The 26,701-nt window shown below is 43.9% G+C and carries 16 protein-coding genes, 1 tRNA gene and 5 pseudogenes; 6 read left to right on the top strand and 16 right to left on the bottom strand.

The window, feature by feature from the left end:
* Positions 1–65: 65 nt before the first annotated feature.
* The 3 genes from tnpC to tnpA (JMX03_RS08195) are packed head-to-tail and all read right to left on the bottom strand — an operon-like array spanning position 66 to position 2,602.
* Positions 66–1,823, bottom strand: coding sequence for an IS66 family transposase (tnpC, locus tag JMX03_RS08205; RefSeq protein ID WP_201596009.1), 1,758 nt, complete (start codon positions 1,821–1,823; stop codon positions 66–68).
* A 42-nt stretch (positions 1,824–1,865) separates the two neighbouring features.
* Positions 1,866–2,210 (bottom strand): IS66 family insertion sequence element accessory protein TnpB, encoded by a 345-nt coding sequence (tnpB, locus tag JMX03_RS08200; protein WP_201594492.1) that lies wholly within the window; start codon positions 2,208–2,210, stop codon positions 1,866–1,868.
* On the bottom strand, positions 2,207–2,602 hold the full coding sequence (tnpA, locus tag JMX03_RS08195; RefSeq protein ID WP_201596007.1) for an IS66-like element accessory protein TnpA: 396 nt from the start codon (positions 2,600–2,602) through the stop codon (positions 2,207–2,209). The genes tnpB and tnpA (JMX03_RS08195) overlap by 4 nt, the downstream gene beginning before the upstream one ends.
* A gap of 82 nt (positions 2,603–2,684) precedes the next feature.
* On the opposite strand from tnpA (JMX03_RS08195), the pseudogene JMX03_RS08190 reads away from it, so the two are divergent.
* Positions 2,685–3,227: pseudogene (locus tag JMX03_RS08190) on the top strand (IS3 family transposase); the annotation flags it as partial.
* Positions 3,228–3,580: 353 nt separating this feature from the next.
* Here the strand turns inward: JMX03_RS08190 and JMX03_RS15335 are convergent.
* From JMX03_RS15335 to JMX03_RS08140, 10 genes and pseudogenes are all read right to left on the bottom strand, one after another.
* Positions 3,581–3,791, bottom strand: a pseudogene (locus tag JMX03_RS15335) (restriction endonuclease subunit S); the annotation flags it as partial.
* A gap of 447 nt (positions 3,792–4,238) precedes the next feature.
* Positions 4,239–4,436: pseudogene (locus tag JMX03_RS08180) on the bottom strand (transposase); the annotation flags it as partial.
* 43 nt (positions 4,437–4,479) lie between these two features.
* Positions 4,480–5,760: pseudogene (locus JMX03_RS08175) on the bottom strand (IS256 family transposase).
* Positions 5,761–5,846: 86 nt separating this feature from the next.
* A complete protein-coding gene (locus JMX03_RS08170) occupies positions 5,847–7,118 on the bottom strand; it encodes an integrase family protein (protein ID WP_201596005.1) in 1,272 nt (423 codons plus the stop codon).
* Positions 7,119–7,288: 170 nt separating this feature from the next.
* A tRNA-Ile gene (locus tag JMX03_RS08165) sits at positions 7,289–7,365 on the bottom strand.
* Positions 7,366–7,443: 78 nt separating this feature from the next.
* Positions 7,444–8,241, bottom strand: a complete 798-nt coding sequence (locus JMX03_RS08160) for a pteridine reductase (RefSeq protein ID WP_227695489.1) — start codon at positions 8,239–8,241, stop codon at positions 7,444–7,446.
* Positions 8,242–8,291: 50 nt separating this feature from the next.
* Entirely contained in the window at positions 8,292–9,479 is a 1,188-nt protein-coding gene (locus JMX03_RS08155; RefSeq protein WP_201596003.1) for a tRNA nucleotidyltransferase, read from the bottom strand.
* A 165-nt stretch (positions 9,480–9,644) separates the two neighbouring features.
* The gene (locus tag JMX03_RS08150; RefSeq protein WP_201597922.1) at positions 9,645–11,960 is read right to left on the bottom strand and encodes an NADP-dependent malic enzyme; all 2,316 of its coding nucleotides are present in this window, start codon (positions 11,958–11,960) and stop codon (positions 9,645–9,647) included.
* 446 nt (positions 11,961–12,406) lie between these two features.
* Positions 12,407–13,879, bottom strand: a pseudogene (locus tag JMX03_RS08145) (protein adenylyltransferase SelO).
* Positions 13,880–14,016: 137 nt separating this feature from the next.
* A complete protein-coding gene (locus tag JMX03_RS08140; protein ID WP_201596001.1) occupies positions 14,017–15,324 on the bottom strand; it encodes an RNA-guided endonuclease InsQ/TnpB family protein in 1,308 nt (435 codons plus the stop codon).
* An 83-nt stretch (positions 15,325–15,407) separates the two neighbouring features.
* On the opposite strand from JMX03_RS08140, the gene tnpA (JMX03_RS08135) reads away from it, so the two are divergent.
* Entirely contained in the window at positions 15,408–15,806 is a 399-nt protein-coding gene (gene tnpA, locus JMX03_RS08135) for an IS200/IS605 family transposase (protein WP_068405507.1), read from the top strand.
* A 302-nt stretch (positions 15,807–16,108) separates the two neighbouring features.
* Here tnpA (JMX03_RS08135) and JMX03_RS08130 read toward each other — a convergent pair whose 3' ends face one another.
* Positions 16,109–17,287 carry an acyl-CoA desaturase gene (locus JMX03_RS08130; protein ID WP_406947742.1) on the bottom strand — a complete coding sequence of 393 codons (1,179 nt, stop codon included), beginning with the start codon at positions 17,285–17,287 and terminating at the stop codon, positions 16,109–16,111.
* 681 nt (positions 17,288–17,968) lie between these two features.
* A complete protein-coding gene (locus JMX03_RS08125) occupies positions 17,969–18,745 on the bottom strand; it encodes a glycerophosphodiester phosphodiesterase (RefSeq protein ID WP_201595997.1) in 777 nt (258 codons plus the stop codon).
* A gap of 325 nt (positions 18,746–19,070) precedes the next feature.
* Here JMX03_RS08125 and JMX03_RS08120 point away from each other — a divergent pair, with 325 nt between their 5' ends.
* A complete protein-coding gene (locus JMX03_RS08120; protein ID WP_201595995.1) occupies positions 19,071–20,024 on the top strand; it encodes a hypothetical protein in 954 nt (317 codons plus the stop codon).
* Positions 20,025–20,113: 89 nt separating this feature from the next.
* Here the strand turns inward: JMX03_RS08120 and JMX03_RS08115 are convergent, their stop codons facing one another.
* Positions 20,114–20,773: a cob(I)yrinic acid a,c-diamide adenosyltransferase gene (locus JMX03_RS08115; protein WP_201595993.1), complete on the bottom strand. Its 660-nt coding sequence runs from the start codon at positions 20,771–20,773 to the stop codon at positions 20,114–20,116.
* Positions 20,774–21,001: 228 nt separating this feature from the next.
* Here JMX03_RS08115 and cysS point away from each other — a divergent pair, with 228 nt between their 5' ends.
* The 3 genes from cysS (at position 21,002) to guaB (ending at position 26,528) form a co-directional block, all read left to right on the top strand.
* Positions 21,002–22,462 carry a cysteine--tRNA ligase gene (cysS, locus tag JMX03_RS08110; RefSeq protein ID WP_201595991.1) on the top strand — a complete coding sequence of 487 codons (1,461 nt, stop codon included), beginning with the start codon at positions 21,002–21,004 and terminating at the stop codon, positions 22,460–22,462.
* A gap of 105 nt (positions 22,463–22,567) precedes the next feature.
* A complete protein-coding gene (locus JMX03_RS08105; RefSeq protein ID WP_227695487.1) occupies positions 22,568–24,646 on the top strand; it encodes a mechanosensitive ion channel family protein in 2,079 nt (692 codons plus the stop codon).
* 409 nt (positions 24,647–25,055) lie between these two features.
* Positions 25,056–26,528 carry an IMP dehydrogenase gene (guaB, locus tag JMX03_RS08100; RefSeq protein WP_201574592.1) on the top strand — a complete coding sequence of 491 codons (1,473 nt, stop codon included), beginning with the start codon at positions 25,056–25,058 and terminating at the stop codon, positions 26,526–26,528.
* The last annotated feature ends 173 nt before the right edge of the window (positions 26,529–26,701 follow it).

The raw sequence follows: 26,701 nt of genomic DNA, 5'->3' as shown, positions 1-26,701 counted from the left end.
CATAAGCGCTTTAAAGTCACTACTGACTCAAACCACAACAAGCTGGGTAAGCATCCGACCATCCCCTATTGCGATGGCATCCAGAGATGAGGTAACAACTCATCTAGATCATCTTGAATAGGCAGGCGTCTTAGCACGTCTGTCAAATAGGCAGACACATCCAAGCCATTTAAGCGAGCGGATTGAATGATTGACATAATATTCGCAGCACGCTGCCCACTTCGTAGCGAACCGGCAAACAACCAGTTTTTACGCCCAAGCGCCCACGGGCGCATCTGATTTTCCGCCCAATTATTATCAATCGGCAACCTCCCATCATCCAAATAACAAGTCAGCGCTTGCCAACGTTTTAGGCAATAATCAATCGCCTTAGTAATACTGGCATTCTTAGTGGTTAACTGTCTTTTTTCTTGTAACCATTGGTGCAGCTTATCCGCAATCGGTTTGGCTTTCTCTTGCCTGATTTTCCGGACTATCTGGGGATCTCTTGGCATTAGGGATGTGTTTTTGTCAAATCGCTCATCAATCTCACGTTCAACCGCATACAACTGCCTAAATAACGCTAATGCGTCAATGCTAATAACACTTTGTCCAGTAACGTGCAATTCATGAAACTTACGCCGTGCATGGGCCATACAACCGATTTCGCTCACGCCTTGATGAAATAAAAACTTATATCCACTGTAATCATCGCAAATCAGCTTACCGTGCCATTTGTCTAAAAAGGCTTTAGGGTGCTCATTACGACGGCTCTGGGCAAAGTCATACACCACCGCTTTTAATGAGTTGTGCTGTGGCGTGAGATACGCCCAAATATAGCCTTTCTTTAATGATTTACTGCCGGCTTTCACAGGGTTTTTCATGATAGACACCGGTGTTTCATCGGCATGTAAGATAGGCTCAGACAGTAATAGTTCATGCAAGCGACTGACTAAAGGCTCAAGGGCAACGCCGCAGCGTCCTACCCAGTCTGCCATAGTAGCATCGGGGATAGTTACCCCACTTCGCTGATAGATAATATTCTGCCGATATAGAGGCTGATGGTCTGCATACTTACTAATGAGAATGTGAGCAAGCAGCTCAGGGGTGGCGATGCTCTTGTTAATGATTTGCTTGGGTGCCGCCGCTTGATGAATGATCTCACACTCACGGCATACCCATTTTGGGTAGATGTGACGCTCAATATAAAACTGCTTAGGGATAATGCCAAGTTTGTCCTGTTTATCCTCCCCAATTCGCTTCATTTGACAGCCGCAGTCACAGACGGTGGTGAGTGGTTCATGAACCCAGGTTTTCACCTCAAGGTTGTCAGGAATAACCGTGTATTTAGCACGCTTTGCTTTTTTAGGCTGATCAGTGGCTGAAGCTGGCAGCTCATCTGTGATCTCTTTGGCGGCTTTAAGCTCACCCTCATTAATGAGGGTTTCTGCCTCAGTACGTTCAATCGCAGGCAGCTTGGCAAGCTGATCTTGGGTTAAGTCGCTGCGGTAGTCATCTCGGATTTGTTCTAGTGCAGATAAATCTTCTTGCGCAGCTTCCTGATTTAAGTGGGTTTGTTTGGCACTTAAGCCTTCGCTCTTTTGTCCATACAGTTGATGGATGAGCCGCTTTTGTTTTTCGATGAGTTCAAGCACTTGTTCATATAGCTTGTGGTTTTCTTCAACCACTTGGTTAAAAAGCTGCTGTAGTTGATCGTGGCTTGTGTTCGTTTGAACAATCTGTTGTTGCAGGTGCTCATTACGCTGTTCAAGCAGGTGGATTTTCACCAGGAGCTCGGCGTAAATGGGGTCTTTCGATAAGTCGGATAGAGTGGCAACAGTCATGGTGCTATGTTGCCAGAGTTTTATTTGCCTGTCATCGGGTATTTATAGGATGGGGGTCAATGTATCTTTGCCCATGTTACGCCAAGGCAATCCACTGATTAAGGCATTAAATTGCTCACGGTTGATGCTGATGCCGGTTTGAGTGGGGGTGAGCTGCTTGGTTAAGCCATGAAACTTGCTGTCGTCTAGCTGACGGCTGCAAAGCCAAACCCCAAGTCCGTCATGAATGAATACTTTTAGGCGTGTGCCTGCTTTGTTGTAAAACAGGTAGGCACAGTGAGGGCGGATGCCTTGGTGCTGGGTGATGATGTGCGCCAGTAGTTTGCCGCTGCCACATCGCATGTCCATGGGCGCGGTGGATAGCCAGATGTGAGTGATGGGTATCATTGTAGGCCTCGTAGTAGGTCAATCAAACTTTGGGTGTCTATTTGGGCAATAGTGAGGCTTATGGACCCAGGTCCTGGGGCTCTGATTTGCAGTTTGATGTTTTGTATGACGGAGGGTGAGGACAGATGAGTTGCTTGAGGTTCAAGATGGATTGGGATAAAGTGCGGGTTTGGATCATGAGGACTGTTTATAGCACCAGGTAATGTGTCAGCTTGAGTCTGCGTGCGCTGATACTGGCGTTTCCAATTATGTAGAAGATTTTGGTTAATGCCATGCTCTCGAGCGATACTGGCAATTGATCGCCCTGAACTTTCAGCTTCTTGTACTAAAAGTTCTTTAAACTCAGCGCTGTAAGTTCTTCGTTTGGGTTTGTTAGGTGGTTGTGTTGTCATGTTAGTGTCCACGATTATTTGTTCATGGACACTATCTCGCATTTTTTAAGTGAGGGAAAGATGGGATGGTCGGATGCTTACCAAGCTGGTCTATGACAATGTTTTAGATCAGAGGTTTGACGCTAAGCGTCCTAACGAAGCATGGGTCAGCGACATTACCTATATCTGGACTGCTGAGGGCTGGTTATATTTAGCTGGAGTGAAAGATTTATACACCAAAGAGCTTGTCGGCTACGCTATCAATAAGCGCATGACCGCTGATTTAGTATGCCGTGCACTCAATATGGCAATCAAGAACAAACGACCTACTCAAGGACTGATTGTTCATTCAGATAGAGGTAGCCAATATTGTAGCCATGCGTACCATAAGATTATCGAGCAGCATAAGTTTACAGGCTCAATGAGCGGCAAAGGTAATTGCTATGACAACGCACCTATAGAAAGCTTCTGGGGCGTCTTGAAGAATGAACTAGTATATCATCAAGATTATAAAACGAGGTTTGCAGCCACTAGCGATATCATTGGGTATATTGAGCTGTATTATAATCAGACTAGGATTCAAAAGGGCTTGGGCTATCGAGCGCCAAGACAGGTGTGGTTTGACTACTATCGTCAGGCTGCGTAATTAAAATCTCCCAAGTTTGGTTCTACGGATTTGACAGCATGGGTCATAACTCGAAAGAAGTTTAGGTTTGAATTTGATCAAACACAAACTGACAAATATACTAAAATCCCAGTCCCAATCAACAACTTTGGGCACACCAATAGTTCCGTTTTTAGACAGTAATAAATCACCTTTCTCTGGGTTACATCGTTCAATTAGTACTTTATGCTCTCTTAAAGGTATATATTTAATATTGCTTTTATCTATAGTACTTCCATGAATATCTGAAACTCTGAGAAAGGGAACCCCACTATCTGTATAAGTTGGCGTAAAATGAGCTCCATCGACGATTTGATTGGTGTAATACTTTAACTTAGCACTAATCCAATGCTCAGGAACCTCACCCAACCACTCAACACCCGAATCTTTCATGGGCACATCAGGATTTAAACCTTTGGTCACCGCATGACTAATCACCGCTTGACGCTTTTCGGTTAACAATTCGATAAGACGTTGCTGTTTTTCGATAAGGATATCTATTTTGGCGGTTTCATAGTCTAGGAAGCTGGCAATCTTTTCTTGCTCTTTTATACTTAATTTAGGTAAAGGAATTGCCCCGAACTGATCGTATGAAATCGACTTACCATCTCTTAAACTATCAGTAGAGGATTGAAGCGCAGAAATATATGGTCCACTTTTAAACAAGTATTTGAAATACTGCGCTTTAATATCAATATTCGATTTTAGTACAGTGTATGCAGGCGACACACAGCCTGTATAGTCACTGTGCTCAATCCCGCCCTCGAAACTTCTAAGGCTGATTACAAAGTTATCCTTTTCAACATGACGAAAAGAGTCCGTACCTTTTAACGCTAACATAACTTTTGAATCGAATATTGATATTTAAGCGCATCATTAATGACTGTGGAATAACTCCATATTTCTGACTTGCAGCTAACTGCTCATCAGTGTCTAGTGCTTTCTTTCTTATACTTGAAAAAAACCGCTTGCCAGTTAGGGTGTGTATAGAATTCAAATCAGGGGCAACCAGATAAAGACACAAGCGAGCATTACCGCCGCTGCATAGCTATCTTTGAGCTTATCATATCGCGTGGCAATGCCCCTAAAATGTTTCAATCTAGCAAAAGCGTTTTCTACCAAATGACGGCAACGATACAAATACCAATCTAGTGTGTCGTTACAGCTTTTAGAGTTCGACTTAACAGGTATGACTGACTGAGCGAGACCATCCCGAATTCTGTGTAACTGCCGTTTAGATTAAATGCTTACTGATACGATCATCAAACATAATCATAAAGCGATTCAGAGCAGACGTCCAGTTACGAATAGGCATCGACCACCTTGACGATGCCTGCTGGGTTGCCAGATATACTACCTTGAATGCTGCCTGATCAGAGGGAAACACCTTACGCTTATTCACCGCCGTTCGAATCACGCTGTTTAGCGACTCGATAGCATTGGTGGTATATATGACTTTTCTAATGTCTTTAGGGTAGCCAAAGAATACCGTTAAGCCCTCCCAGTTATTACGCCAAGACTTGATGACATGCGGATACTTATCGCCCCACACCTCATCAAAGTGTTCAAGATTGGCCTCTGCCATCTCAAGCGTATCAGCACCGTAGATGGCCTTTAAATCAGCTGCTACGGCCTTCTTGTCCGTCCAAGGTACGAACTTCATCGAATAGCGCACCATATGCACGATACACAGCTGAACCTGAGCGTTAGGGTAGACCGTATTGATGGCATCAGGAAGCCTTTTAGGCCGTCTACACAGGCAATAAGAATATCTTGAACCCCGCGGTTTTGCAATTCAGTGAGAACACCCAGCCAGAATTTAGCGCCCTCATTCTCTGATAGCCACATGCCAAGCAGCTCTTTTTTACCATCAAGAGCAACGCCTAAGGCCAGATAGATAGCTTTGTTGATGATCTGCTTGTCCTGACGAACTTTGACGACAATGCAGTCTAAGTAGACGATAGGATAAACACTGCTCAGTGGCCGGTTCTGCCAAGCGGTGATGTCATCCAAGAGGTTGTCAGTGACTCTGGAAACCAAGCTGCTTGAGATGTCGACGTCGTAGAGCTCTTTGATACTCTCTACAATCTCGGTGGTGGTTTGACCTTTGGCGTATGAGCGAGGATCAGCAAGTGTCTGGGAGACACTTGCCCGAAGCGCAAGACGGAAGGCTATGCCTGTAGTGAAATATGATCTTGTCATCAAGGCCACTAATACGGGTTTGATGCTTACGCACTAAGGCAGGTTCAAAAGCGCCATCACGGTCTCTTGGGGTGGATATCTCAAGATCGCCTGTGTCACTGCGGACGGTCTTTTTAGTGTGCCCGTTGCGCTTATTAGGTTTATCGGCTTTCTCATGCTTGGGGTAACCGAGGTGGTCTTCCATTTCTGCTTCTAGGGCAGTGTCGATAAAAGATTGCATGAGCTGCTTTTGAAAGTCTTTGATGTCATCGAAGCTTTTCATGCTGCTGGCCATTTGCTCAGCCAGTTTCTTGATGTCAGATTGGTTAGTCATTGCTTATTCTCCTGTTAGTGGATTATAAGCAGTTACACACTTTTTAGGAAAGGCTCATGCAAATATATGACAAGTGAAGTATTTCTTTATATAAGTTGTTTTATAAAATCACTTTGTGTCATGCCAGCATGCCGACAATAGAAAGACTCTATTGAATTTGAAGCGTCTCTTAGTTGCCGCTGTGACACTTGGATATATTGCAGGGTAACATCATCGGTTGATTTAGCTTCACGGTGATTGAGCAAGCGTTTAAGGACTGGATAGCTGATGCTTGAGTTATTAGCTACCGTTCCAAAAGTGCGGCGCAAATCATGTGGTGTAATATACAAGTTTGTTTGATTACTTATGGCCTTATAACTACGGCTTAAATCTTTTATATGGTCATCGCTAGCTTTCAAGTTGCTCGGGAATACCCATTGCTTGCCAGCGCTTAATCTGAATCTTTCTTCAAGCAGAGCTTGTAAGATATCACTAGTAGGCATATGATAATTAGAACCATTTTTTGTAGCTTTGAATACTATCCTGCCAGCTATAAGGTCGACGTCAGACCACTTTAAGGGCTGCGCTTCATTTAAACGCACACCAGTGAACATAAAAAGTAGCATGATATCTCGTGCATTATTGCTATGGGGCGCTTGCAGGTGTGAGCTTCTATCAACATAATTTAAAAGTGTTTTGAGATACATACCTAAATATTCTTCTTCAACATGTTTAGTACGCGGCTTAATTATATTCCAATCTTTCTTGGCGTTAAGTATGCGTACTGGTTGCTCTTTAATTAAAAAGTCTTCGTTATCATCTAAAAAGCTATCACGACAATAATTCCAAACTGACCTTAGAGCTCTCATAGTTGCGTTAGCCTGAGCTTTACTATGCTTGCTTATCTCTTTATGCTTATCACTTATCATTGACTTAGATATATCATTTAAAGATATATCTAGCCAATCATCTAGCTTGTTTAGTATTTGACCATCATAAGTGTCAATAGTGCCTTTAGCTAAGCTAGTCTTTGCTGATTTAAAGTAGGTATATGCATCTCTCAGTGTTGGTACATTATTGGTCTTATCTTTCGGCTCTTCCAAGACCTCATGAAGCCCGTCATAAACATGCAGACCTTTTTTTATATTAGCCATCATTATGCTGGCTTTTTCACGTGCTTCGGTTAGCGTAATCAAGTGCGTTTCTTCCACTTCATCTCTATATAGCTTTCCGTTAATACGCTTATGTAATGTATAACGTTTGGATTGTTTGCCCACACGTAGCGCAAAACCAGTTAACACATCGTCCATATAGATTTCAGTACCTTTAGCGGTATAGTCTACTGAATCTATAAATTTTTTGGTAAGTTTAACCTTCATATATCACCCATGCAGCAGTATATAACCATAGTGTTAGTAGTATCATACTTTAATTACTATAAGGGTCAAAGTATCAAGATAGTATCAAAAAACCAACTAAGTCCATGCGTTCGCATAAATTTTAGACAATAAAAAACCCTTACAAGTCAATGACTGTAAGGGTTTGAAGTTGGTGGGCCCAGTAGGACTTGAACCTACGACCAAAGGATTATGAGTCCTCTGCTCTAACCAACTGAGCTATGGGCCCTAACGTTAGACGCACAATGATACCTGATTTTTTTAAATTTTCAAGTACAAATAAGCATAGTTTTGACATTATTAATGATTAATGGCCATTACCCGCCAAAGTTAGGCCACGGCCACCGTCTATAGCGATGATTTCACCAGTGATATAACTGGCCTGAACCAAATAAAGCACGCACTGGGCAATATCTTCTGGTGTCCCAATGCGCTGCAAAGGAATGGAGTTGGTGACATTTTGTTGCAGCTCACTATCTAGTGCCTGATCACTATTTGTGTCAGGTAGGATGTTCACTCCTGGAGCAACGCCATTAACGCGAACATGAGGCGCCATCTCTAGCGCCAGAGATTGTACCATCATACGGTGGGCAGCCTTTGCCATATTGTAAACAGTATAGCCATTAAACGGCTTATCATGAGCATGAATGTCGAGCAGGCTGATGATGCATCCGTGCTGTACTTGTAGATAGGGTAGGAGGGCTTGACTGAGTAGCAAGGGCGCTTTGGCATTGGTCAAAATGAGTTCGTCCCATTGATCATAGCCAATACGGCCCACAGGCGTTGGATAAAACCGTGAGGCATTATGCACCAATACATCAAGCTGACCAAATGTTGCTATAATAGTTTGGACAAATTGATGTAATGAGCTGTCATCGTTGACTAGTGCTAGGTCGGCGGTGACGACAGCAGCACTAGCAGAGCGAATGTTATTGAGATCATCTGCCAACTCTTGAGCTTGTTGTTGGCTATTATGGCAATGGATAATGACACGATATCCTTGCTCATGTGCGGCACCAATGATAGCAGCGCCAATACGTTTGGCACTACCAGTGACTAGCATTACAGGGCTGTTATCAGGCTTTACAGTCAATTTCATTGTCATAAAAATAAAGTTTCCATCGTCTAATCGTATTTCGTTTAGCCAAGACGGTTTTAGCTATGATTATTAGAGTGTGCCATAGCAAGCAAGTGCTCGATACGTTTTTCATTCATGGCTTGACCAATCGCCGCTCCTTTTAGCTCAGGGTCGATATCAGCGATGGTGACTGCATGGAAGCTATTGAGAGCGAGCATCATCTGTCTGTGTTGACGTGCCAACTGCAATACATGGCTGGTGACCAATAGTTGTGAAAGCTTGCTCGGGTCTTTATGAGCACTGCAAGCTTGTATCAGATCGATCTTTTCGGCAGCGTTTAACTTTTCTATGACATTTAACCTTTGAGCTTGGGCTACGAATAAAGTGGCAAACTGAGCGTGTGTTTTGGGGACTTTGGCACTGTTGCCTATTTTAATGATCTCTTTTGCAGTATGAGTTTCTTTATCAGATATTTTATGAAACAACGGCTTATCAAGGCTTGCCATCAGTAGTGCCCAACGCTGCGATAAATTCAATTGCATCTGACCGGCAAAGTATAATGCGGTCTGTATGGTTTCTCTGACATCTGCGTCATCCCAAGCATCGTGCAAGGGGGCAAAGTGTTCAGTCAAAGCGCCAATGGCATAAAGCTGCTGCCAGTAGACTTGCGGAGAGCTTTGCATCGTCGCGCGGCTTGATTCTTGCCAGATACGCTCTGCACTTAAGTGTGCAAGCTCGCCTGAGCTGACCAGTTCTCGCATCAGAGAGAGGGTCTCTTCAGCGATCTGAAAGCCCAAATCATAGTAGCGTCCATAAAAGCGCGCGACTCGTAGTACCCGTAGTGGATCTTCACTAAAAGCCACTGATATATGTCGTAAGGTTTTGCTACCGATATCATCAAGCCCTCCATGATAATCAACCACCTTACCGGTCAGTGGGGTATCGTCAGTTAAGCTAGTCACTTCAATCGCCATGGCGTTGATAGTGAGATCTCGGCGCTGCAAATCCTCTTCTAAGCTGACATCAGGACTGGCATGCACGCTAAAGCCTTGATAGCCGTGACCAAGCTTACGCTCAGTACGAGCCAATGCATATTCTTCTTGGGTGGTTGGGTGCAAAAATACTGGGAAGTCTGCGCCGACTTGTTGAAAGCCTGCCGCTAGCATCTCTTTTATTGTGGCACCGACGACGACAAAGTCTTTGTCTGTAATAGGACGACCTAATAGCTGATCACGGACAGCACCACCAACGAGATAAACTTGCATGACATCCTCTTTTTTATTATTGAACGCATTCATATTTGAGTTTAGAAACGGTTTTTTCAGGCAAAAAAAACCAGTCAATGCCATTTATTACGACGGCGTTGACTGGTTTTAGTATAACAGACCACTACCAATAATGATTAGTAGCGAGTCTTTTAGATCTTGTTTTTACTCACTTTCTAAGTCTTGTGCTTCAGTAACTGCAAGCGCAGTCATATTGACCACACGGCGAGCTGTCACTGATGGCGTTAAGATATGAACAGGCTTGTTCACCCCTAACAAGATAGGGCCGATAGAAGCACTGGCAGTTGCCGTTTTTAGCAAGTTAAAGGCAATGTTTGCCGCGTCAAGTGTTGGTAAGATCAGCAGGTTTGCCGCTCCTTTAAATTCACTTGATGGGAAGTCTTCTAAGCGGATTTGTTCACTGAGTGCCGCATCACCTTGCATCTCACCATCAAACTCAAAGTCTACATCCATCTCTTTTAGGAGCTGATAGACTTTGCGCATTTTTACTGCACTGGCACGATCAGAAGTACCAAAATTTGAGTGCGAAACCAAAGCCACACGCGGGGTGATACTAAAGCGGCGTAGTTGTTCAGCAGCCAGTACTGTCATTTCTGCCAATTGCTCAGCAGTAGGGTCTTCATGCACATAAGTATCAGCGATAAAGATATTGCGATCTTGCATGAGCACTGCATTCATCGCATAAAAGTCACTCACGCCCGCTTTTTTGCCAATCACGTTTTGGACGTATTTTAAGTGTAAATGGTAATGGCTGAATGTACCACAAATCATACCATCAGCATCGCCATTTTCGACCAATAGCGAACCAATTAGAGTAGTTTTTCGGCGCACATCACGGCGGGCAAGCTCGATACTAACGCCATTGCGTTTGTTGTTTTCGTAATAACCCTTCCAGTATTCTTTATAGCGTGGGTCATCATCTTGATTGACGATAGTGACGTTGACACCGTCTTTTAGGCGTAAGCCCAGTTTTTCGATATTTTTTTCGATGATGGCAGGACGGCCAACTAGGATTGGTTGAGCCAGATGTTCATCAACGACCACCTGTACAGCCAATAGCACGTTTCTATCTTCACCTTCACAGTATACGATACGCTTAGGATCTGCTTTAGCACGGGCAAAGATTGGCTTCATTACAAATGCGGAGTTGTATACAAACTCAGATAAGCGCTGACGATAAGCATTAAAGTCTTCAATCGGCAGTGTTGCCACACCAGAGTCCATCGCTGCTTTTGCAACAGCAGGGGCAATCTCGATGATTAAGTTTGGCTCTAGTGGTCCTGGGATGAGGTAGTCACGACCAAAGCTCTTCATCGCTTCAATGTCTTTGACGTTGGTGGTTGGTGTTGCTTCAACGTGTGCCATGGCAGCGATTGCGCGTACGCAAGCGATTTTCATCTCTTCGTTGACAGTTGTTGCGCCTACATCTAATGCACCGCGGAAGATGTAAGGGAAACATAAGGCGTTGTTGACCTGGTTTGGATAGTCTGAACGACCAGTTGCCATAATCACGTCTGGGCGTACAGAGTGGGCCAGTTCTGGCATGATTTCAGGGATTGGGTTGGCAAGTGCAAAGATGATAGGATCTTTTGCCATACGGCGAACCATGTCTGTGCTCAAGATACCTGGCATAGATAGACCCAAGAACATGTCCACATCGTCCATGACTTCTTCTATGGTAGTGGCGTCAGTGTCGCGAGCATAGCGCTGCTTGGATTCATCAAGGTTTTCACGACTGGTACTAATGATACCGCGTGAGTCAGATACTAGAATGTTATGAGCATCAACGCCAAGGGCGCAGATTAGGTCTAGACATGAGATGGCAGCTGCACCAGCGCCTGAGCAGACAACTTTAATCTCTTCGATTTTTTTGCCTGTTAATAATAAAGCGTTGAGCATGGCAGCGGCAACAATGATCGAAGTACCATGTTGGTCATCATGGAATACTGGAATGTTCATACGTTTACGCAATTCGCGCTCGATTTTGAAACATTCAGGTGCTTTAATATCTTCTAGGTTGATACCGCCAAATGTTGGCTCAAGAGCAGCAACGGCTTCGATGAATTTGTCAGGATCGTTTTGTGCCACTTCGATATCAAAGACATCAATACCAGCGAATTTTTTGAATAGTACCCCTTTACCTTCCATCACTGGCTTTGAGGCCAACGGACCGATATTACCCAATCCCAGTACGGCAGTACCGTTAGTAATAACACCAACCAAGTTGCTACGTGCTGTATATTTGGCAGCCAGCTTTGGATCTCTTTCGATCTCAAGACAAGGCACTGCGACACCTGGCGAATAAGCCAGTGCTAAGTCACGCTGGTTTGCCAGCTGCTTGATAGGGGTGACCGAGATTTTACCAGGTCTAGGAAACTCATGGTAATGCAGAGCTGCTTGTTCAAACTGCTCTTTTTCCATATTAGGATTATCCGTATTCAAATTGGTATCGTCATTCATCATAGTAATGGCCATGGTTGGAATAAATTGAAATAAAATAAAATGTGACAAATAAATGAGTTAACGCCTGACCTAAAAATCATTAAGTGCAGTTTGCTTAATGGCAATCAAATCCGCTATGAATAAGCGCTAACAGACCGATATAAACCAAGCAGCTGCAAGTAAATTATTAAAAGGTAATGCAAAAGTAAACTGGCGATAATCTGCGCTTAGTTGACATCCTAAAACAGCAAGCTAACAAAAATAACCATTCTAGCATTTTTGCTAATTCACTGCCTAGTCAACTATGATGGGATGCGCAAAATATATCATAAATTGATAACGAACATTTAGCCAGTTGATAGTGATAAAAAACTTAACTTTTTTCAATAAAAATACAAACCGTCAGTCTTTGGTTATAAGCCCATGCTAATCATCAGAACACACAAGCAAACATAATCAAGCATTTAGGAGGAGCAGCTTATCGGCATTTGCGGCGCATTAGGAGCAGGTGGGCTACTATCCAATGCTGTGGCGATATCCTGTACGGTATATGGGCTAGCAAGCAGGTCATATAATCGAGCCACTTCTTCAAACTGTCCTTGTTCAGCGGCAGTAATAGCACGCTGCGCCATGCTATTGCGCAGTACATAAGCTGGGTTGTTGGTCTTGAGGCTGTTGATGACTTGTTCAATTGGAAACGATTGTATCTGTACCAAATAGCGTGTTGACCAATCCTCCCAAGCTTGTAAGGCTTCACCTTGGAGCTCGCTTATCAATGTCAGCAGTAATTGCTGCTCATAAGGGTGCTCATCTGGGGCAACCAATCCTAATAAAGCGCGGAAGCCATTGGTATAATCTAGCAAGTTGTCTTCTAATAACGTCAGCCATTCAAAAGCTAAGGCTAGGCTTTCGCTTTGATGTGGTAGCCCAAGCTTGCGGCACAGCCCTTGTTGATAGTGCTGCATAAAGGTGGCTTCATAAGGTGCTAGGCAATCGGCCAGCGTTTCGCGAGTCACGCCCTCTAAGCGCATAAAGTGCGGAAGCCAAGTGTTGAGATTCCAGTGTCCGATGGCTGGCTGGTTTTGATAGGCATAGCGTCCAGTATGGTCAGAGTGGTTGTTAATCCAAGCAGGATTGAAGCGCTCCATAAAGCCAAACGGGCCAAAGTCCATGGTACTACCGGTGATTGAAAGGTTGTCAGTATTCATGACCCCGTGGGCAAAACCAATCAGCTGCCAGTCAGCAATCATGCGTGCCGTACGCTCGACCACTTTTTGCAAAAATGCCAACACTGGCGTTTCGCTGTCTCGGCACTCTGGATAATAAGTATCGATCATATAATCGGTAAACTCACTGAGCAAGTCAGGTGCGAAGCTTGCGATCCACTCTATATGGCCAAGGCGAATATGACTATCGGCCACCCGCATCAATGCCGCACCTGCTTCCATACGTTCGCGGCGTATGGGTGTGTCAGATACCACAAATCCAAGGGCGTTAGAGGAGGGGATACCAAGCTGATTGAGCGCATGACTACACAAGTATTCACGAATGGTACTACGTAATACGGCTCGTCCATCGCCCATTCTTGAGTAAGGCGTCAAGCCACTGCCTTTGAGGTGCAAGTCTTGCAATTGGTCGTTATCATCTAATACTTGCGCCATGAGTAAGCCGCGTCCATCGCCCAACTGTCCCGCCCACTGTCCAAACTGATGACCTGCATAGGCCATGGCTAGAGGTTCAAACTGTCAGTCGCAGATCAACTCGCCTGGACCGAGGATATCGACCCAGCGTGCCATTAGGTCTTCATCCTCTGTCCAGCCGAGTTGCTCTGCGACTGACAGGTTGAAGTGTCCAGCCCTTGGGTTTTTTAAGGGTGTTGGTGGCTGCTGATGATATAAGCGTGGATCTAGATGGACGTAAGTATTATGGTAGCGCATAGATAAGCGGTTCCTAATTAGGTAAAGACGTATTTATATTTTGTGACTTTTAAGCAGATGATTGTAAAACAAATGACTTTGACATACTCCCGCCACTTTCGACAAGCTCAAGCGGGGGATTCTAAAAGCAAAAGCTCTTAGGCGACTTTCTCACGACCGTCGCAAGTTTTCTGCTTCAACGGGCGACCTTTACTGCATCTTCCCTCGACAGACAAAACGGCATGTCCTGCCGCAAGAATATTACGAGCTGCATTAACATCTGCATTCGCAATATAACCACATTCAACGCACTCAAATTTTGCTTGGGTACGTCTATTTTCTTTTGCAACATGCTTGCATTTAAAGCAAGTTTGGCTTGTATAACGCGGGTTTACTTTAATCAGTAACCCGCCGTGCCATTGCTGCTTATAATCCATCATATCAATCATCATGCCCCAACCTTGATCTAAAATGGATTTGTTCAATCCTGACTTGGCTTTGACGTTTTTTCCTTTCTTCTCCATCGAACCACTGGCAGATCTCGACATATTAACTACTTTTAAATCCTCACAGACAATCATGGCGTGGTTTTTGCTGATTGTGGTGGTGATTTTGTGCAAGTAATCATGGCGAATATTGGCGATGTGATGATGGAGTTTTTGAATCTTGCGATTGTGCTTTTTCCAATTTTGACTGAATAAGACTTTCCTACTGAGTTGGCGCTGTAATGCAGCCAGTTTAATTTGATTGGCTTTAAAACTGTTTTTGGGTTTGATAACTTGGCCATCTGAGGTAGCAATCAGTTTAGCGACCCCTAAATCAATCCCTACGGCGGTTTTAGAGGGATGAATTGGGTTTTGGGCCAACTCCCGCTCTGTGCCAAACGACACGTACCAATGACCGGATTTCTTGCTGATGGTGACGTTTTTAATTATCCCAAGAATGTCTTGCGATTTTCTAAACTTCACAAACCCTACACTATTCGGTAGTTTGACACGATTGCCTTCAACACGGCAATATTTATCAAACTGCACTAAGCGTATTGAATCACACCCATCTGATTTGCGTTTAAATCTTGGCATTAGTGGGCGTAATTGGATTTCTGTGCCATCAGTAAGCTTGAAAAACTTAGGCTTTTTAGGTTTTTTCTTATTCTCTTTCAATCGTGCGTGAGCTTTAGGGTCAAAAAAGCGTGACCAAGCAGAAGCGAGATCACGAATTTTTTGTTGTAAAGACACCGCGTTAGAGCTTGTTTTTAAGAACGCAAACTCAGGATTTGCTTTAATATCCATGATTTTATTAACCAAATTGGTTGCATTAATAAACTCATTTTTAGCAAACATCTCAAACGATACCGCAAGCACTTGATTCCAAACAAAACGTGCAGAACCAACAAGGTTATTTAAGATAACCTCTTGTTCTGCATTAGGCTCAAGCCTAAATTTATATGCTTTATTAATTTTCATAATGAACGCTTTATTGGTCAGTGTGTTCGTTATTTATACCATGTTATACTATATAACATAAACAATAAAGGGTATTTATTATAATGAGTGAGATATATAAAAACCGTCATTCTGCTTATAATCTGCATGTGCATTTGGTGTTCATCACCAAGTACCGCAAAAAGGTTTTAGCTGATAATCATCGTCAATACTTTAAAGAAGTTGTTGCTGAGATATGCAAGGATTTTGGTGCAGAACTCAAGGAATGTAACGGTGAAGGCGATCATGTTCACATGCTGATTCAATACCCGCCAACGGTACAACTAAGTAAGATGGTTAATAATTTAAAGTCGGTCACAAGTCGGCGCATGAGAGCCAACTTTATCGACCTAAGAGCAGCTTACAATAAACCTGTTTTGTGGTCACGCTCTTACTTTGCCGGCTCATGTGGCGGAGCGCCGTTGGAGATTATTAAGCAATACATTCAAAATCAGCAGAGTTAGGCTATACGAAATTCACCTCCACCCTAGCGTCGGGTGGAGTCCTCTTTCGTTAGATTGATAGACAAATGCTTTTAATCAATGAAGGACTAAGCGCCTCATCAATAAAAGTAAATAACCTCACTATAACATAGCTAGAATACGACATCACAAGGCTCTGTCCGTATCTTGTAATTTACTTTTTAAAGGCTTTAGATAGATGTTTCTATTAATTTTAAGACATAAAAAACTCTCTATCTGTAGCAGATAGAGGGTAGGAGAAACGTTACAATATTTGTGCTCAATCAAGACTCAATCAGCCATGCTTATGCGGCTCTGCTGCTATGACCAATCGAGCGGAAAGCTGTTTTTAAGTTATCATTATGCTCATGAATTTTCTTTTCAATCTTGGCATATTCAAGCTTCAGCTTGTCATCTACTTCATGTAAACGATCTGCAAACTCAGTCTTTTTCATCTCAACGGCTTTCGCTTTTAGCGCTTGCCACTCTTCTACAGTCTGCGTAAAGGCATCGTATTCAAACTTAATACGATCTTGGAAGCTCTGCATCGCATGAGGTACGTCGATGTTGTCAGCGTTTAAGTCATCAATTGTTTTCTGAGCCTTCTTAAACTGCATCTGTACTTCAGCATGTTTGATAGTTGTGTCATCTACAGTACGTAACTCAGTGGTTAAGCCAATTTTTGACAAGCCAGCAATCAACCATTTGGTTGGGTCGTACTGCCACCACTTAACCCCATTACGATAGTCGTATTGGAAGAAGTGATGGTAATTATGATAACCCTCACCCCAAGTAAAGATGGCTAATATTAAGTTGTCACGCGCCGTATTGGTATCCGTATAAGGACGGTTACCAATCATATGACACAGTGAGTTGATAAAGAAGGTGAAGTGATGAGTCAGTACCAGACGTAGCAAGCCAGCCAATACTAAGGTGCCCCAGACATCACCGATCAACCAACCAACTGCTGATACCAAACCAATATTGGTAGCCAGTACCCACAGACCATAATATTTATGCTGGATTTGCAGCACTTTGTCTTTGGTCAAGTCAGGAATGTTTTTGTAATCAAACTTACCACTTGGATAGTTGCGTAGCATCCAGCCAATATGACTAAACCAAAACCCACGCTTAGCTGAGTACGGATCATCTAGGCGATCATCGACATGACGGTGATGGCTACGATGTCCAGAGACCCAATCAAACGAAGAGCCTTGTACTGCTAAGGTTGCACCCAGCAATAAAAAGTTTTTGACGACAGGGTGCGCTTTGTAGGCACGGTGTGCCAAGAGGCGGTGATAGCCTGCCGTAATACTAAGGCCTGTCCACACCATAAAGGCACCAAAGACGCCCCAAACTGGCGCACTGACTTGGTGAGTCATAAGATACCATGGTGTGATGATTGCCGCAGCAATCGGCGTCGATACCAAGAACACTGCAGGTATCCAGTTTATCGGTGCTTTTTTAAATTCAAGCTCACGCACGTTTAAAGTCACAGCCTCATCGTTCAATGCGACATCGCTTGGGTTAGCTGTGCTTGCATAGCTACGTTTGGTAGTAGGCTGCTCATCGAGCGCACCTTTCGCTTTGGCATCATCAAACCAAGTCTTAAAACGCGACGCTTGTACGGTCGCATTTTGTAAAATGGTGTCGCCAGATTTGATAGCGAAACGTAAGCCTTTAAGCGGTAAGCCAATTGCTTTTTTTGCAATCATGTAATATTCCTAACGATATTAGTTTCAGGCCCTATATTAACCTAAATAGAGGAGAAAGTGAACAGTCATACACTAGAAAAATATTGCTAAATAACAATAACTTGTATGAATATATAGATTATATGAGATTAATACCTTACTAGCTTTCAGGAATTAAGCAAAAGTGTAACGATAAGCGAATTCTTGTAGCTCAATGACCACTCATCGTTAGCTCATAAGGTGACTGAAAAAGCTGATATTTATCAGTCTTTTATACAAATACAGAGTATTGCTCGATAAGAGGTTCATACAAATGGACACTATCGTATTCTATAGAGAGTGAGTTTATCATGTCTGTGTATCAGCTCTGTTGCCAAGCTATAAAAAACTAGGCCATGACACCTATGCTACAACAACTACGCCATGAAGTTGAGAAACCATCAAAGCGCGTTTTGAAATGAGACAGGGGGGTTAAACAGGCGACAAAATCTGTGTTGGGATGTCGGTGATGATAAAGTCAACCTGCCATTTTACTAGCTGTTTGATGGTTTCGATATCATTGACCGTCCACGCGCTCACGGGCAAGCCGTAACGATGAGCATTGGCAATGATAGCTTGAGTCAGAAGTGGGTAGTGGATACCTAACTGGGTACAGCCCAGTTGTAGCGCAGTGTTTGGTGCAGAAGCGAGCAATTCTGGCGTGCGAATGAGCAAGCCACGTGGGATTTTTGACAGTAGGGTATTATGCTGTAGTTGGGCAAGGAGTTGTATATCAAAGGTGGTCAGGACGATAGGTAAGCTGGCAAGCGGAGTATCTATCAAATAACGCGTCAATGCCCCAATCAATTTGGGATAGTTTGTCCTGTCATGAGTTTTGATTTCCAGCTCGATATGGGCAAATTGAGCCAGCGCTGACTGCTCTTGTAGGGGTAATGTTTGATCCGATATTGGCAATGCTTGAGCTAATCTATCTAAGGTAATAATTTGATGCCCAAACTGTAAGTGGCGCTGAATCTCAGCCAAACTCAGCTGATCAACGCGTGACTGTAGCCCGCATAGCCGCTGTAGGGTATCGTCATGAAAGACAATCAAGTGGCCATCAGAGGTTAGCTGCACATCAAGCTCAACCCCTGCCAAGCCGCGTGACTGTAAGCGCTGAGCATGATGAAAGCCAAACAAAGTGTTTTCTGGTGCTTCATTACGGGCACCGCGATGTCCGAGAAGGCGCGTATTTCCAAGTTTTATCATAGAGCATATATTTTCATGATCAGTTGTTTTTCAATCAATTTAGAATTTATCGTTCAGATTAAGGATATGCCTTATTGAACACATAACTTTGTTATGGTTTTGCAACCAAAGGCAGGCTTTGAGTGAGTCGATGAGATTTATTTGTATATCAACGGTCTTCATTGATGAACAAGGCTTGCAAACTCCGTATAATAGCGTAATTTTATTCTTCGTGGTATACAACTTTTCATTGTCAGTGACACAAACTTATAACGCTAAAATAGCAATATAGATGATACAGTCCATCGCTGACGGTATGAATCAGTAAATTAGGAGCAAGGCAGATATGAGCGTAGCAAATAAACGTTGGAGCAAGTGGCAAAAGGTTGCCGGAATCAGCATGGTATGTGGTTTAGCCCTTGCAGGCTGTGATCGCTCAGAAAAAGAGGATGCAGCGACTGAAAATGCAGAATTAACAGAACAGCCAACTGCCAGTGAAAATGCGGCAGCAACCTCTGTCAGTTGTGATGACGCTATGGTACAAGATCGTCTCAAAACTGCTCTAAAAAACACGCTCAATCAACAAGCACAAACGCTGGCTGCCAACTATGCTAACGAGGCAGAAGTCAGTCTAAGCAGTGGCGCTGTCAGTGACAAAGTCAATGGCATTATGATTGATGTGCAAAACGCAGCGGTATTACAAGCAGCGAATGCCAACGGTATGACGACGTGTCAAGCAAGCGTCAGCATGACATTGCCAAGTGAGGATCTGTATCAAGCTAGCCAAGTACATGCTGCAAACAATCAGCCGAGCTTGCAAACTCGTTTGGCGCAAAATAACATCCGTATCAACAACAACATGCTGGTCGATGATGCCTTTACTTACGTGGCAGGAGCTCAAGGTGGACAGGTTCAGGCTCGTATCGCAGGCCAACCAGCACTAATCGCTATCGTTGCAGATGTGATGGCAGGCTCTGCATTTAAGTCGGTCATGGATGAAGAGCAAGCTAAGCGTCAAGCTGCAGAAGCCGAACGCCGTGCGCAAGAGGCTGCTCGTCGCCGCGCCGCGGCTCAAAAAGAACGCGAAAATCAGGCCAATCGTCAGCCAAGTGCTGTGACACCTGCTCAGCCAGTACGTCCCGCTGAACCTGCTACGCCGCCGACTATTAATCAAAGTAACACGGCAGTGACGCCTAGCGCCAATGCTGCGGCACCAGTCACGCCAGCAGTACCTAAGGCTGTACCAAAAGATGACAGTATCGATATGGTCATCATCGAAGACGAAAGCGCTACTTATTAATCAGAAAAGCATTAGTTATAACTACTATCATAAGAAAAACCAGCCTATCATTTAAATAATGGGCTGGTTTTTTTATGTGCATATATGGATTATTGATCCTTGGCAAACTTCTGTAAGACTTGACTGTCCCACAGTACTTCTGAGACTTGCTCTGGATCGGTACAAAAGCGTGCCGCTACAAATAGCCAGTCAGACAGGCGATTGATAAAGCTGATGGCCGTACTACGAATGGCTTCTGGGCGTTGCTGCTGTAGTAGCACCGCTTGGCGCTCAGCGCGGCGGCAAACACTTCTGGCCACATGGAGTTGGCTGACCAATACTGAGCCTGTCGGCAAAATAAAGTCTTTTAGTGGTGGCAGGGTCGTATTCATCGCATCAATCTGCTGTTCTAACCATTCGATGTGAGTTGCATTCACGCCTTCATATTCTGGCATCGCAAGCTCACCACCGATATTAAATAATAAATGCTGAATGATGACTAAGGCTTGTGCAAAGTCCAGATCGCCTTGCTCTAAACACTTAGGATCTAAACACTCAGACAGTTTTTTCTGAGCAGGTTGATCAGTGCTAGCGGTCGTCACCGCTTGGGTAAGATGGGAGCGAACCAGACCGATATGAGAGTTGAGTTCATCAATATCACCCATGACGCTGAATAAGTTATCAGCTTTGCTCACTCGGCTGCCATCTGCCATCCCTGTACTGCCATCATCTCCAGTGCGCGTATATATCTTGCTTAAGCGATTGCCCATAATTTCTAAATCCTTAACGGTTTTATCGTTCAATAGTGTTAGTTTCGCGCTCATTGTAGTATTTTACGGCGGTTTTCGCTAAGATAATGGGTTAAGTTTTATAGTGTAGCTGTATTTATGGCTAGCACAAAATATTGCATAAACGTTTTTATTTATCACTCAAGCATTTTTGATGTTTTTAGAACCTCATTGTATCCATTGTATTTTTAATCACAGGGCTATTTTATTATGACCACACCACTTGCAGACGCTATGTCTCAGCTTACCATTTATGATTCACTCACTGGCGGTAAACGCCAGTTTGAGCCGCTCAAAGCAGGGAAGGTAGGTATGTACGTGTGCGGAATGACCGTCTACGACTATTGTCATATCGGACACGCACGGGTCATGGTTGCCTTTGATATGGTGGTGCGCTGGCTAACCAAGCTAGGTTATGACGTCAATTATATCCGTAATATTACCGATATCGATGACAAAATCATCACGCGTGCTGCCGAAAATGGCGAAGATATTGGTCAGCTTACTCAGCGTTTTATTGGCGCAATGCACGAAGATGCGGATGCGCTCGGTTGCCTAATGCCAAACGCTGAACCTCGCGCCACCGATCATATCGACGAGATGCAGCAGATGATTGAGACCTTGGTCACAGGCGAGTACGCTTATGCAGGCAATAATGGTGATGTTTATTATGCTGTCGATAGTTTCAAGGACTATGGCAAGTTATCCAAGCGTAATCTGGATGATATGCAAGCAGGCTCGCGGGTAGATGTCGAAACTGACAAGCGCAACCCCTTTGACTTTGTATTATGGAAAGCGGCAAAACCTGGTGAGCCGCAGTGGGCATCACCATGGGGCCAAGGGCGTCCAGGCTGGCATATTGAATGCTCTGCGATGTCGACCAAGTGCTTGGGCAATACTTTTGATATTCATGGCGGTGGTCATGACTTGCAGTTTCCGCATCACGAAAACGAGATAGCCCAGTCTGAGGCAGCGACTGGCTGTGAGTACGCACGCAACTGGATGCATGTCGGCTTTATCAATGTCGATGGCGAAAAGATGTCTAAGTCACTTGGCAACTTTTTTACCATTCGTGATGTGACAGCAAAATATCTGCCAGAAACGGTGCGTTTTTTCTTATTATTAAGCCATTATCGTAGTCAAGTAAACTTCTCTGATAGTGCCTTGGATGAGTCGCATAATAGCCTAAGCAGACTATATAATGCTTTAAAACTGGCTGAGCAGCAAAAAGGTCAGACGCTAACAATCAATGATGAACTGATAAATGAGGCTTACAGCAGCACTGCGGGGCAAGATTTTATCAAAGCCATGAATGATGACTTCAATAGCTCAACAGCCATCAGCGTATTATTTGGGCTGGCACGTGACATCAATAAAGCCATTAAAGCCGAAGAGGTGGATACGGCATGGCAGTTGGCGCAGCAGCTAAAAGCATTGGCACAAGTGCTGAATATACTGCAGCAGCCAGTACAGAAGTTCTTGCAAGCTGCGATTGGCGGTGAGCAAGAGGGAAGTCTGACAGATGCAGATATCGATGCGTTAATCACCGAGCGTAACGATGCCAAAGCCGACAAAAACTTTGCGCGTGCAGATGAGATACGCGATCAGTTGAAAGAGGCGGGGATTGAGCTTGAAGATAGCCGCGCAGGTACGACATGGCGCCGTGCTTAGTGGCGTCATACTTAGCAGCAAGCTGCACCATATACAAACGGTAATAAATTAAGTCAGCGTTGCGCTGGCTTTTTTTTGCAGACTACTTTAGGTTAACTTAATATCATGGCAGAGACTTTTAATCGTATGCAAACGCCTCCTCAACTCTCAAATAAGAACACTGCTCATCAGACTCAAAACCGTACTCATAGAGAGAGCGCGATAAAGAGCGCTGATGTCATTGGTGTGCGCTGTTTTCAGCGTCATAATACTCTGCAATTAATCCTTGGCTGCTTCGTCATTGTACTCAGCTTTATTTATATACCTGCTCATGCTGCAATCAATGCTGACCAGCAAAGCATCAATGAGCAAGGCAGCAGTCAGAACAATGACGAGCAGACGCAAGCGCATCAAGAGACTGATAAACCAGATAATTTAATTGATTATGTTGAACAAAAGGTCAATACGATCACAGAAGAGGGTATCAGTGCGTCTGAGATTGCTGATGAAATGTTCGATCCTATCGAGCGCAAGGCAGTAGAGCAAGCTGGCAATTTACAAGGTGATTCAGGACTGACAGGGGAGTACAAACAAAATTACTACCCATTGACCGAGCTCAATACAGGTCTGCCAACATTATCTGAACCGCCAAACTTGTCAACGCCACTGGCTACTTTAGAGTTTTTTCAGTCGGCAGTGATGAAGCAGCAGTTTGATTTGGCTGCTTATGCGCTCAATATGAATTTGATAGATAGTAATACTCAGCGCAGTCGTGCGCTTGAGCTGTCTAAGCGTCTGGATTTTTTATTATCCAAAAAAGAGCTTTATGTCTTTGATGACTTGCCTGATCGTCCAGATGGGTTGATTGAGCCACCTTTAGGCAATACCAGTAGTGTGATGGGTATTCCTAGGCGTTCTATTCAGCTTGGCTATATCGATTATCGTGAACGCCGTGTACCTATTTACTTGGAGCGAGTACGGGTTGAGGATAATGCGCCTCAATGGGTGTTTTCGGCGCAAACGGTTGGTAATATCGACAATCTGTATGAACAATATCATCCAGCAGAGTTTGAGCGTTACTTGCCCACATGGATGAAGCTTAAGTTTTTTAGCATTGCCCTATGGGAGTTCTTAGCATTAGGATTGTTTTTCTTAATGACCATGGGCATAGGTTGGCTGCTCAGTAAAGGTACTGAAAAAATCATCAGCCGTTATATTGATACTGAAAAGTACAGCGCTTATGTCGGCAGTACGCATGGTGTGGCAGATTTAGTCAGTAAGCTGACCGTCCCTTTGACATTTAGCATCAGTTTTTCGCTGGTTTTTACTTTGGTATCAGGTGGGTTTCCCTATCTAGATGCCGTGGCATCATCAACTCGCCCAATCATTTGGGTTGGCTTGGTATTCAGTACCATGTGGCTAGGCATACGAGTGATTAACTTTTTTGCCAATCGTTACCAAAACCTGCAAATCGAAAACCTCGCTGAAGAACATTTCGATAAAGAACGCCGTCGCCGTACTTATGTATCTATTTTTCGCCGGGTATTCATATTTGTCATGATTCTGGGCAGTATCTGGATAGGTCTCAGTGAGTTTGCCAACATGGAGGGGCTAGGCAAGACATTATTGACTTCGGCTGGTATTGCTGGCGTGGTCATCGGTATTGCCGCGCAGCCTATATTGGGTAATATTATCGCCGGTGTGCAGGTAGCTGTTACTCAGCCAATTCGTATTGGCGATACAGTAATAATGGAGGGGGATTGGACGACGATTGAAGATTTGCGCTATACCTATGCGGTGTTAAAGACTTGGGATGAGCGGCGATTAATCGTGCCAATGCGCTACTTGATCAGTGAGGTGATAGAGAATTGGTCACATACCGAAGTACATCAAACCTGTGTCGTTTATCTGCACGTTGATTATGGTGCTGATATTGATGCCATTCGTCAAAAGTATATTGAGCTGGTCAAAGCAAATACGTTATGGGATGGTGAGACTGAGCCTGAGCTTTTGGTGGTATCTGTCAGTGAAGATGCGATTAAGCTGCGTGGTAGCTTGGCATCTGATGGTCCGATAAGTGCTTTTGATTTGGAGTGTCAGGTACGTGAGCAGATGCTGAAATATCTCTATCATGAACAAAAAGAGTATTTGCCAGCTGAACGCATTATCTATAAAGATGCAAGTCTTAAAGAAAAAAGGGACTAGGAATTGATGCGTTCAAAAGAAGCCAGATATTAAGGTATCTGGCTTTTCTTATGAATGGTATTTCATCTCAAAAGTGTCAACTAATTTTGGGAGTGAGGTTATAAAATAAGCTGATAAATATATCATGCGGTCAGTCAGCTTATTTGTTATAATATGGCGTTATTTTTAAGGGTTAATTCAGTTATTAAGCGTTTATGTGATTAAGTGTTTGGAGAGTTTAGATACGCTATATTTGTGAGTCTATATTTCTACTAGGTTAATTACTGCTGATAAGTTAATAACGAACGTTTATCGTCAGCGTTTGAAAGCTATCACTTATTGTTTGATTTTATGGTGCTAGCGCAGATTTAATTTATCCACTTAATGCTGCATTACCCACCCATCAAGATAACCACCACTAGGGGTATGTATGTTGCGCATTGTCGATGAAGCCTTAACCTTTGATGACGTTTTATTGTTACCAGCCTATTCTGAAGTCCTGCCAAAAACTGCCGATCTGTCTACCCGCCTGACTAAAAACATCACACTCAATCTTCCGCTTATCTCTGCAGCTATGGATACGGTGACTGAATCTGAAATGGCGATCACGATGGCGCAGTTAGGTGGCATGGGCATCTTACATAAGAGCATGGATATCGCCAAGCAAGCTACCCAAGTACGCCGCGTCAAGAAGTTTGAAGCAGGTACGGTAGTCGATCCTATCACTGTACATCCTGAGATGACTATTGGTGACTTAATACAGTTGACCGAAGACAACAATATCTCAGGCGTACCTGTGGTCGAAAAAGGCACGGATAAAGTCGTGGGCATCGTGACCCACAGAGATTGGCGTTTTGAGACCAATTTATCACTGCCAGTTAGTCAAATCATGACACCAAAAGACCAGCTGGTCACGGTACATGAAGGTGAGAGCAATGAGAATATCAAAAGATTGCTCCACGAATATCGTATCGAAAAAGTGATCGTCATTGATGATGACTTCCGTTTAAAAGGTCTTATCACGGTTAATGACTTTACAAAAGCTGAAAACAATCCAAACGCTTGTAAAGATGAAAAAGGTCGCCTCCGTGTAGGCGCAGCGGTCGGTACTGGTGCAGATACGCAAGCACGTGTTGAAGCATTAATCGATGCTGATGTCGACATTATCGTCGTTGATACAGCTCACGGTCACTCAAAAGGCGTGATTGACAAAGTATCTTGGATTAAAAAGCACTATCCAAATGTACAGGTAATCGGCGGTAATATCGCAACGGGTGATGCTGCCAAAGCCTTACGTGACGCTGGTGCGGACGCGGTAAAAGTGGGCATTGGTCCTGGCTCTATTTGTACCACTCGCATCATTGCTGGTATCGGTGTGCCGCAAATTTCAGCCATTGATAACGTTGCCAGCGCCCTACAAGACAGCATTCCACTGATTGCTGATGGTGGTATTCGCTATTCAGGCGATATGGCAAAAGCCATAGCCGCTGGTGCGTCGTGCATCATGGTAGGCTCACTCATGGCTGGTACCGAAGAGGCACCAGGTGAAGTTGAGCTGTTCCAAGGTCGTTACTACAAGGCTTATCGCGGTATGGGTAGTCTTGGCGCCATGTCAGGCTCAAACGGTTCATCAGATCGTTATTTCCAAGATGCCAAAGATGGCATAGAAAAACTGGTGCCAGAAGGTATCGAAGGTCGCGTTCCTTATAAAGGGCCAGTCGCTGGTATCGTCAATCAGTTGGTTGGCGGTCTGCGCTCATCAATGGGTTATACCGGTTCTGCGACCATCGAAGAGATGCGCAGCAAGCCGCAGTTCATTAAGGTCACGTCGGCTGGCATGAAAGAGTCGCATGTCCATGATGTGCAAATCACTAAAGAAGCGCCAAACTATCGAGTTGACTAGACTGGCGCGTTGATTAAATAATAGTCTTAGATGATTAGTATTTGGTATATTATGTCATAAGATACAAACAGCCAACAATGCTCGTGTGTTGTTGGCTGTTTTTTTTGTAAAATAGGACATCAATAATTCGCCTTACAGATAGGATGGATTTAATCTCTTACTCTTAGTGGCTA

This window comes from Psychrobacter fulvigenes (genome assembly GCF_904846155.1).
GTDB classification, from domain to species: Bacteria; Pseudomonadota; Gammaproteobacteria; order Pseudomonadales; family Moraxellaceae; genus Psychrobacter; species Psychrobacter fulvigenes.
The sequence above is the reverse complement of the archived record's forward strand: the minus strand, read 5'-3'. Positions and strand labels throughout refer to the sequence as shown.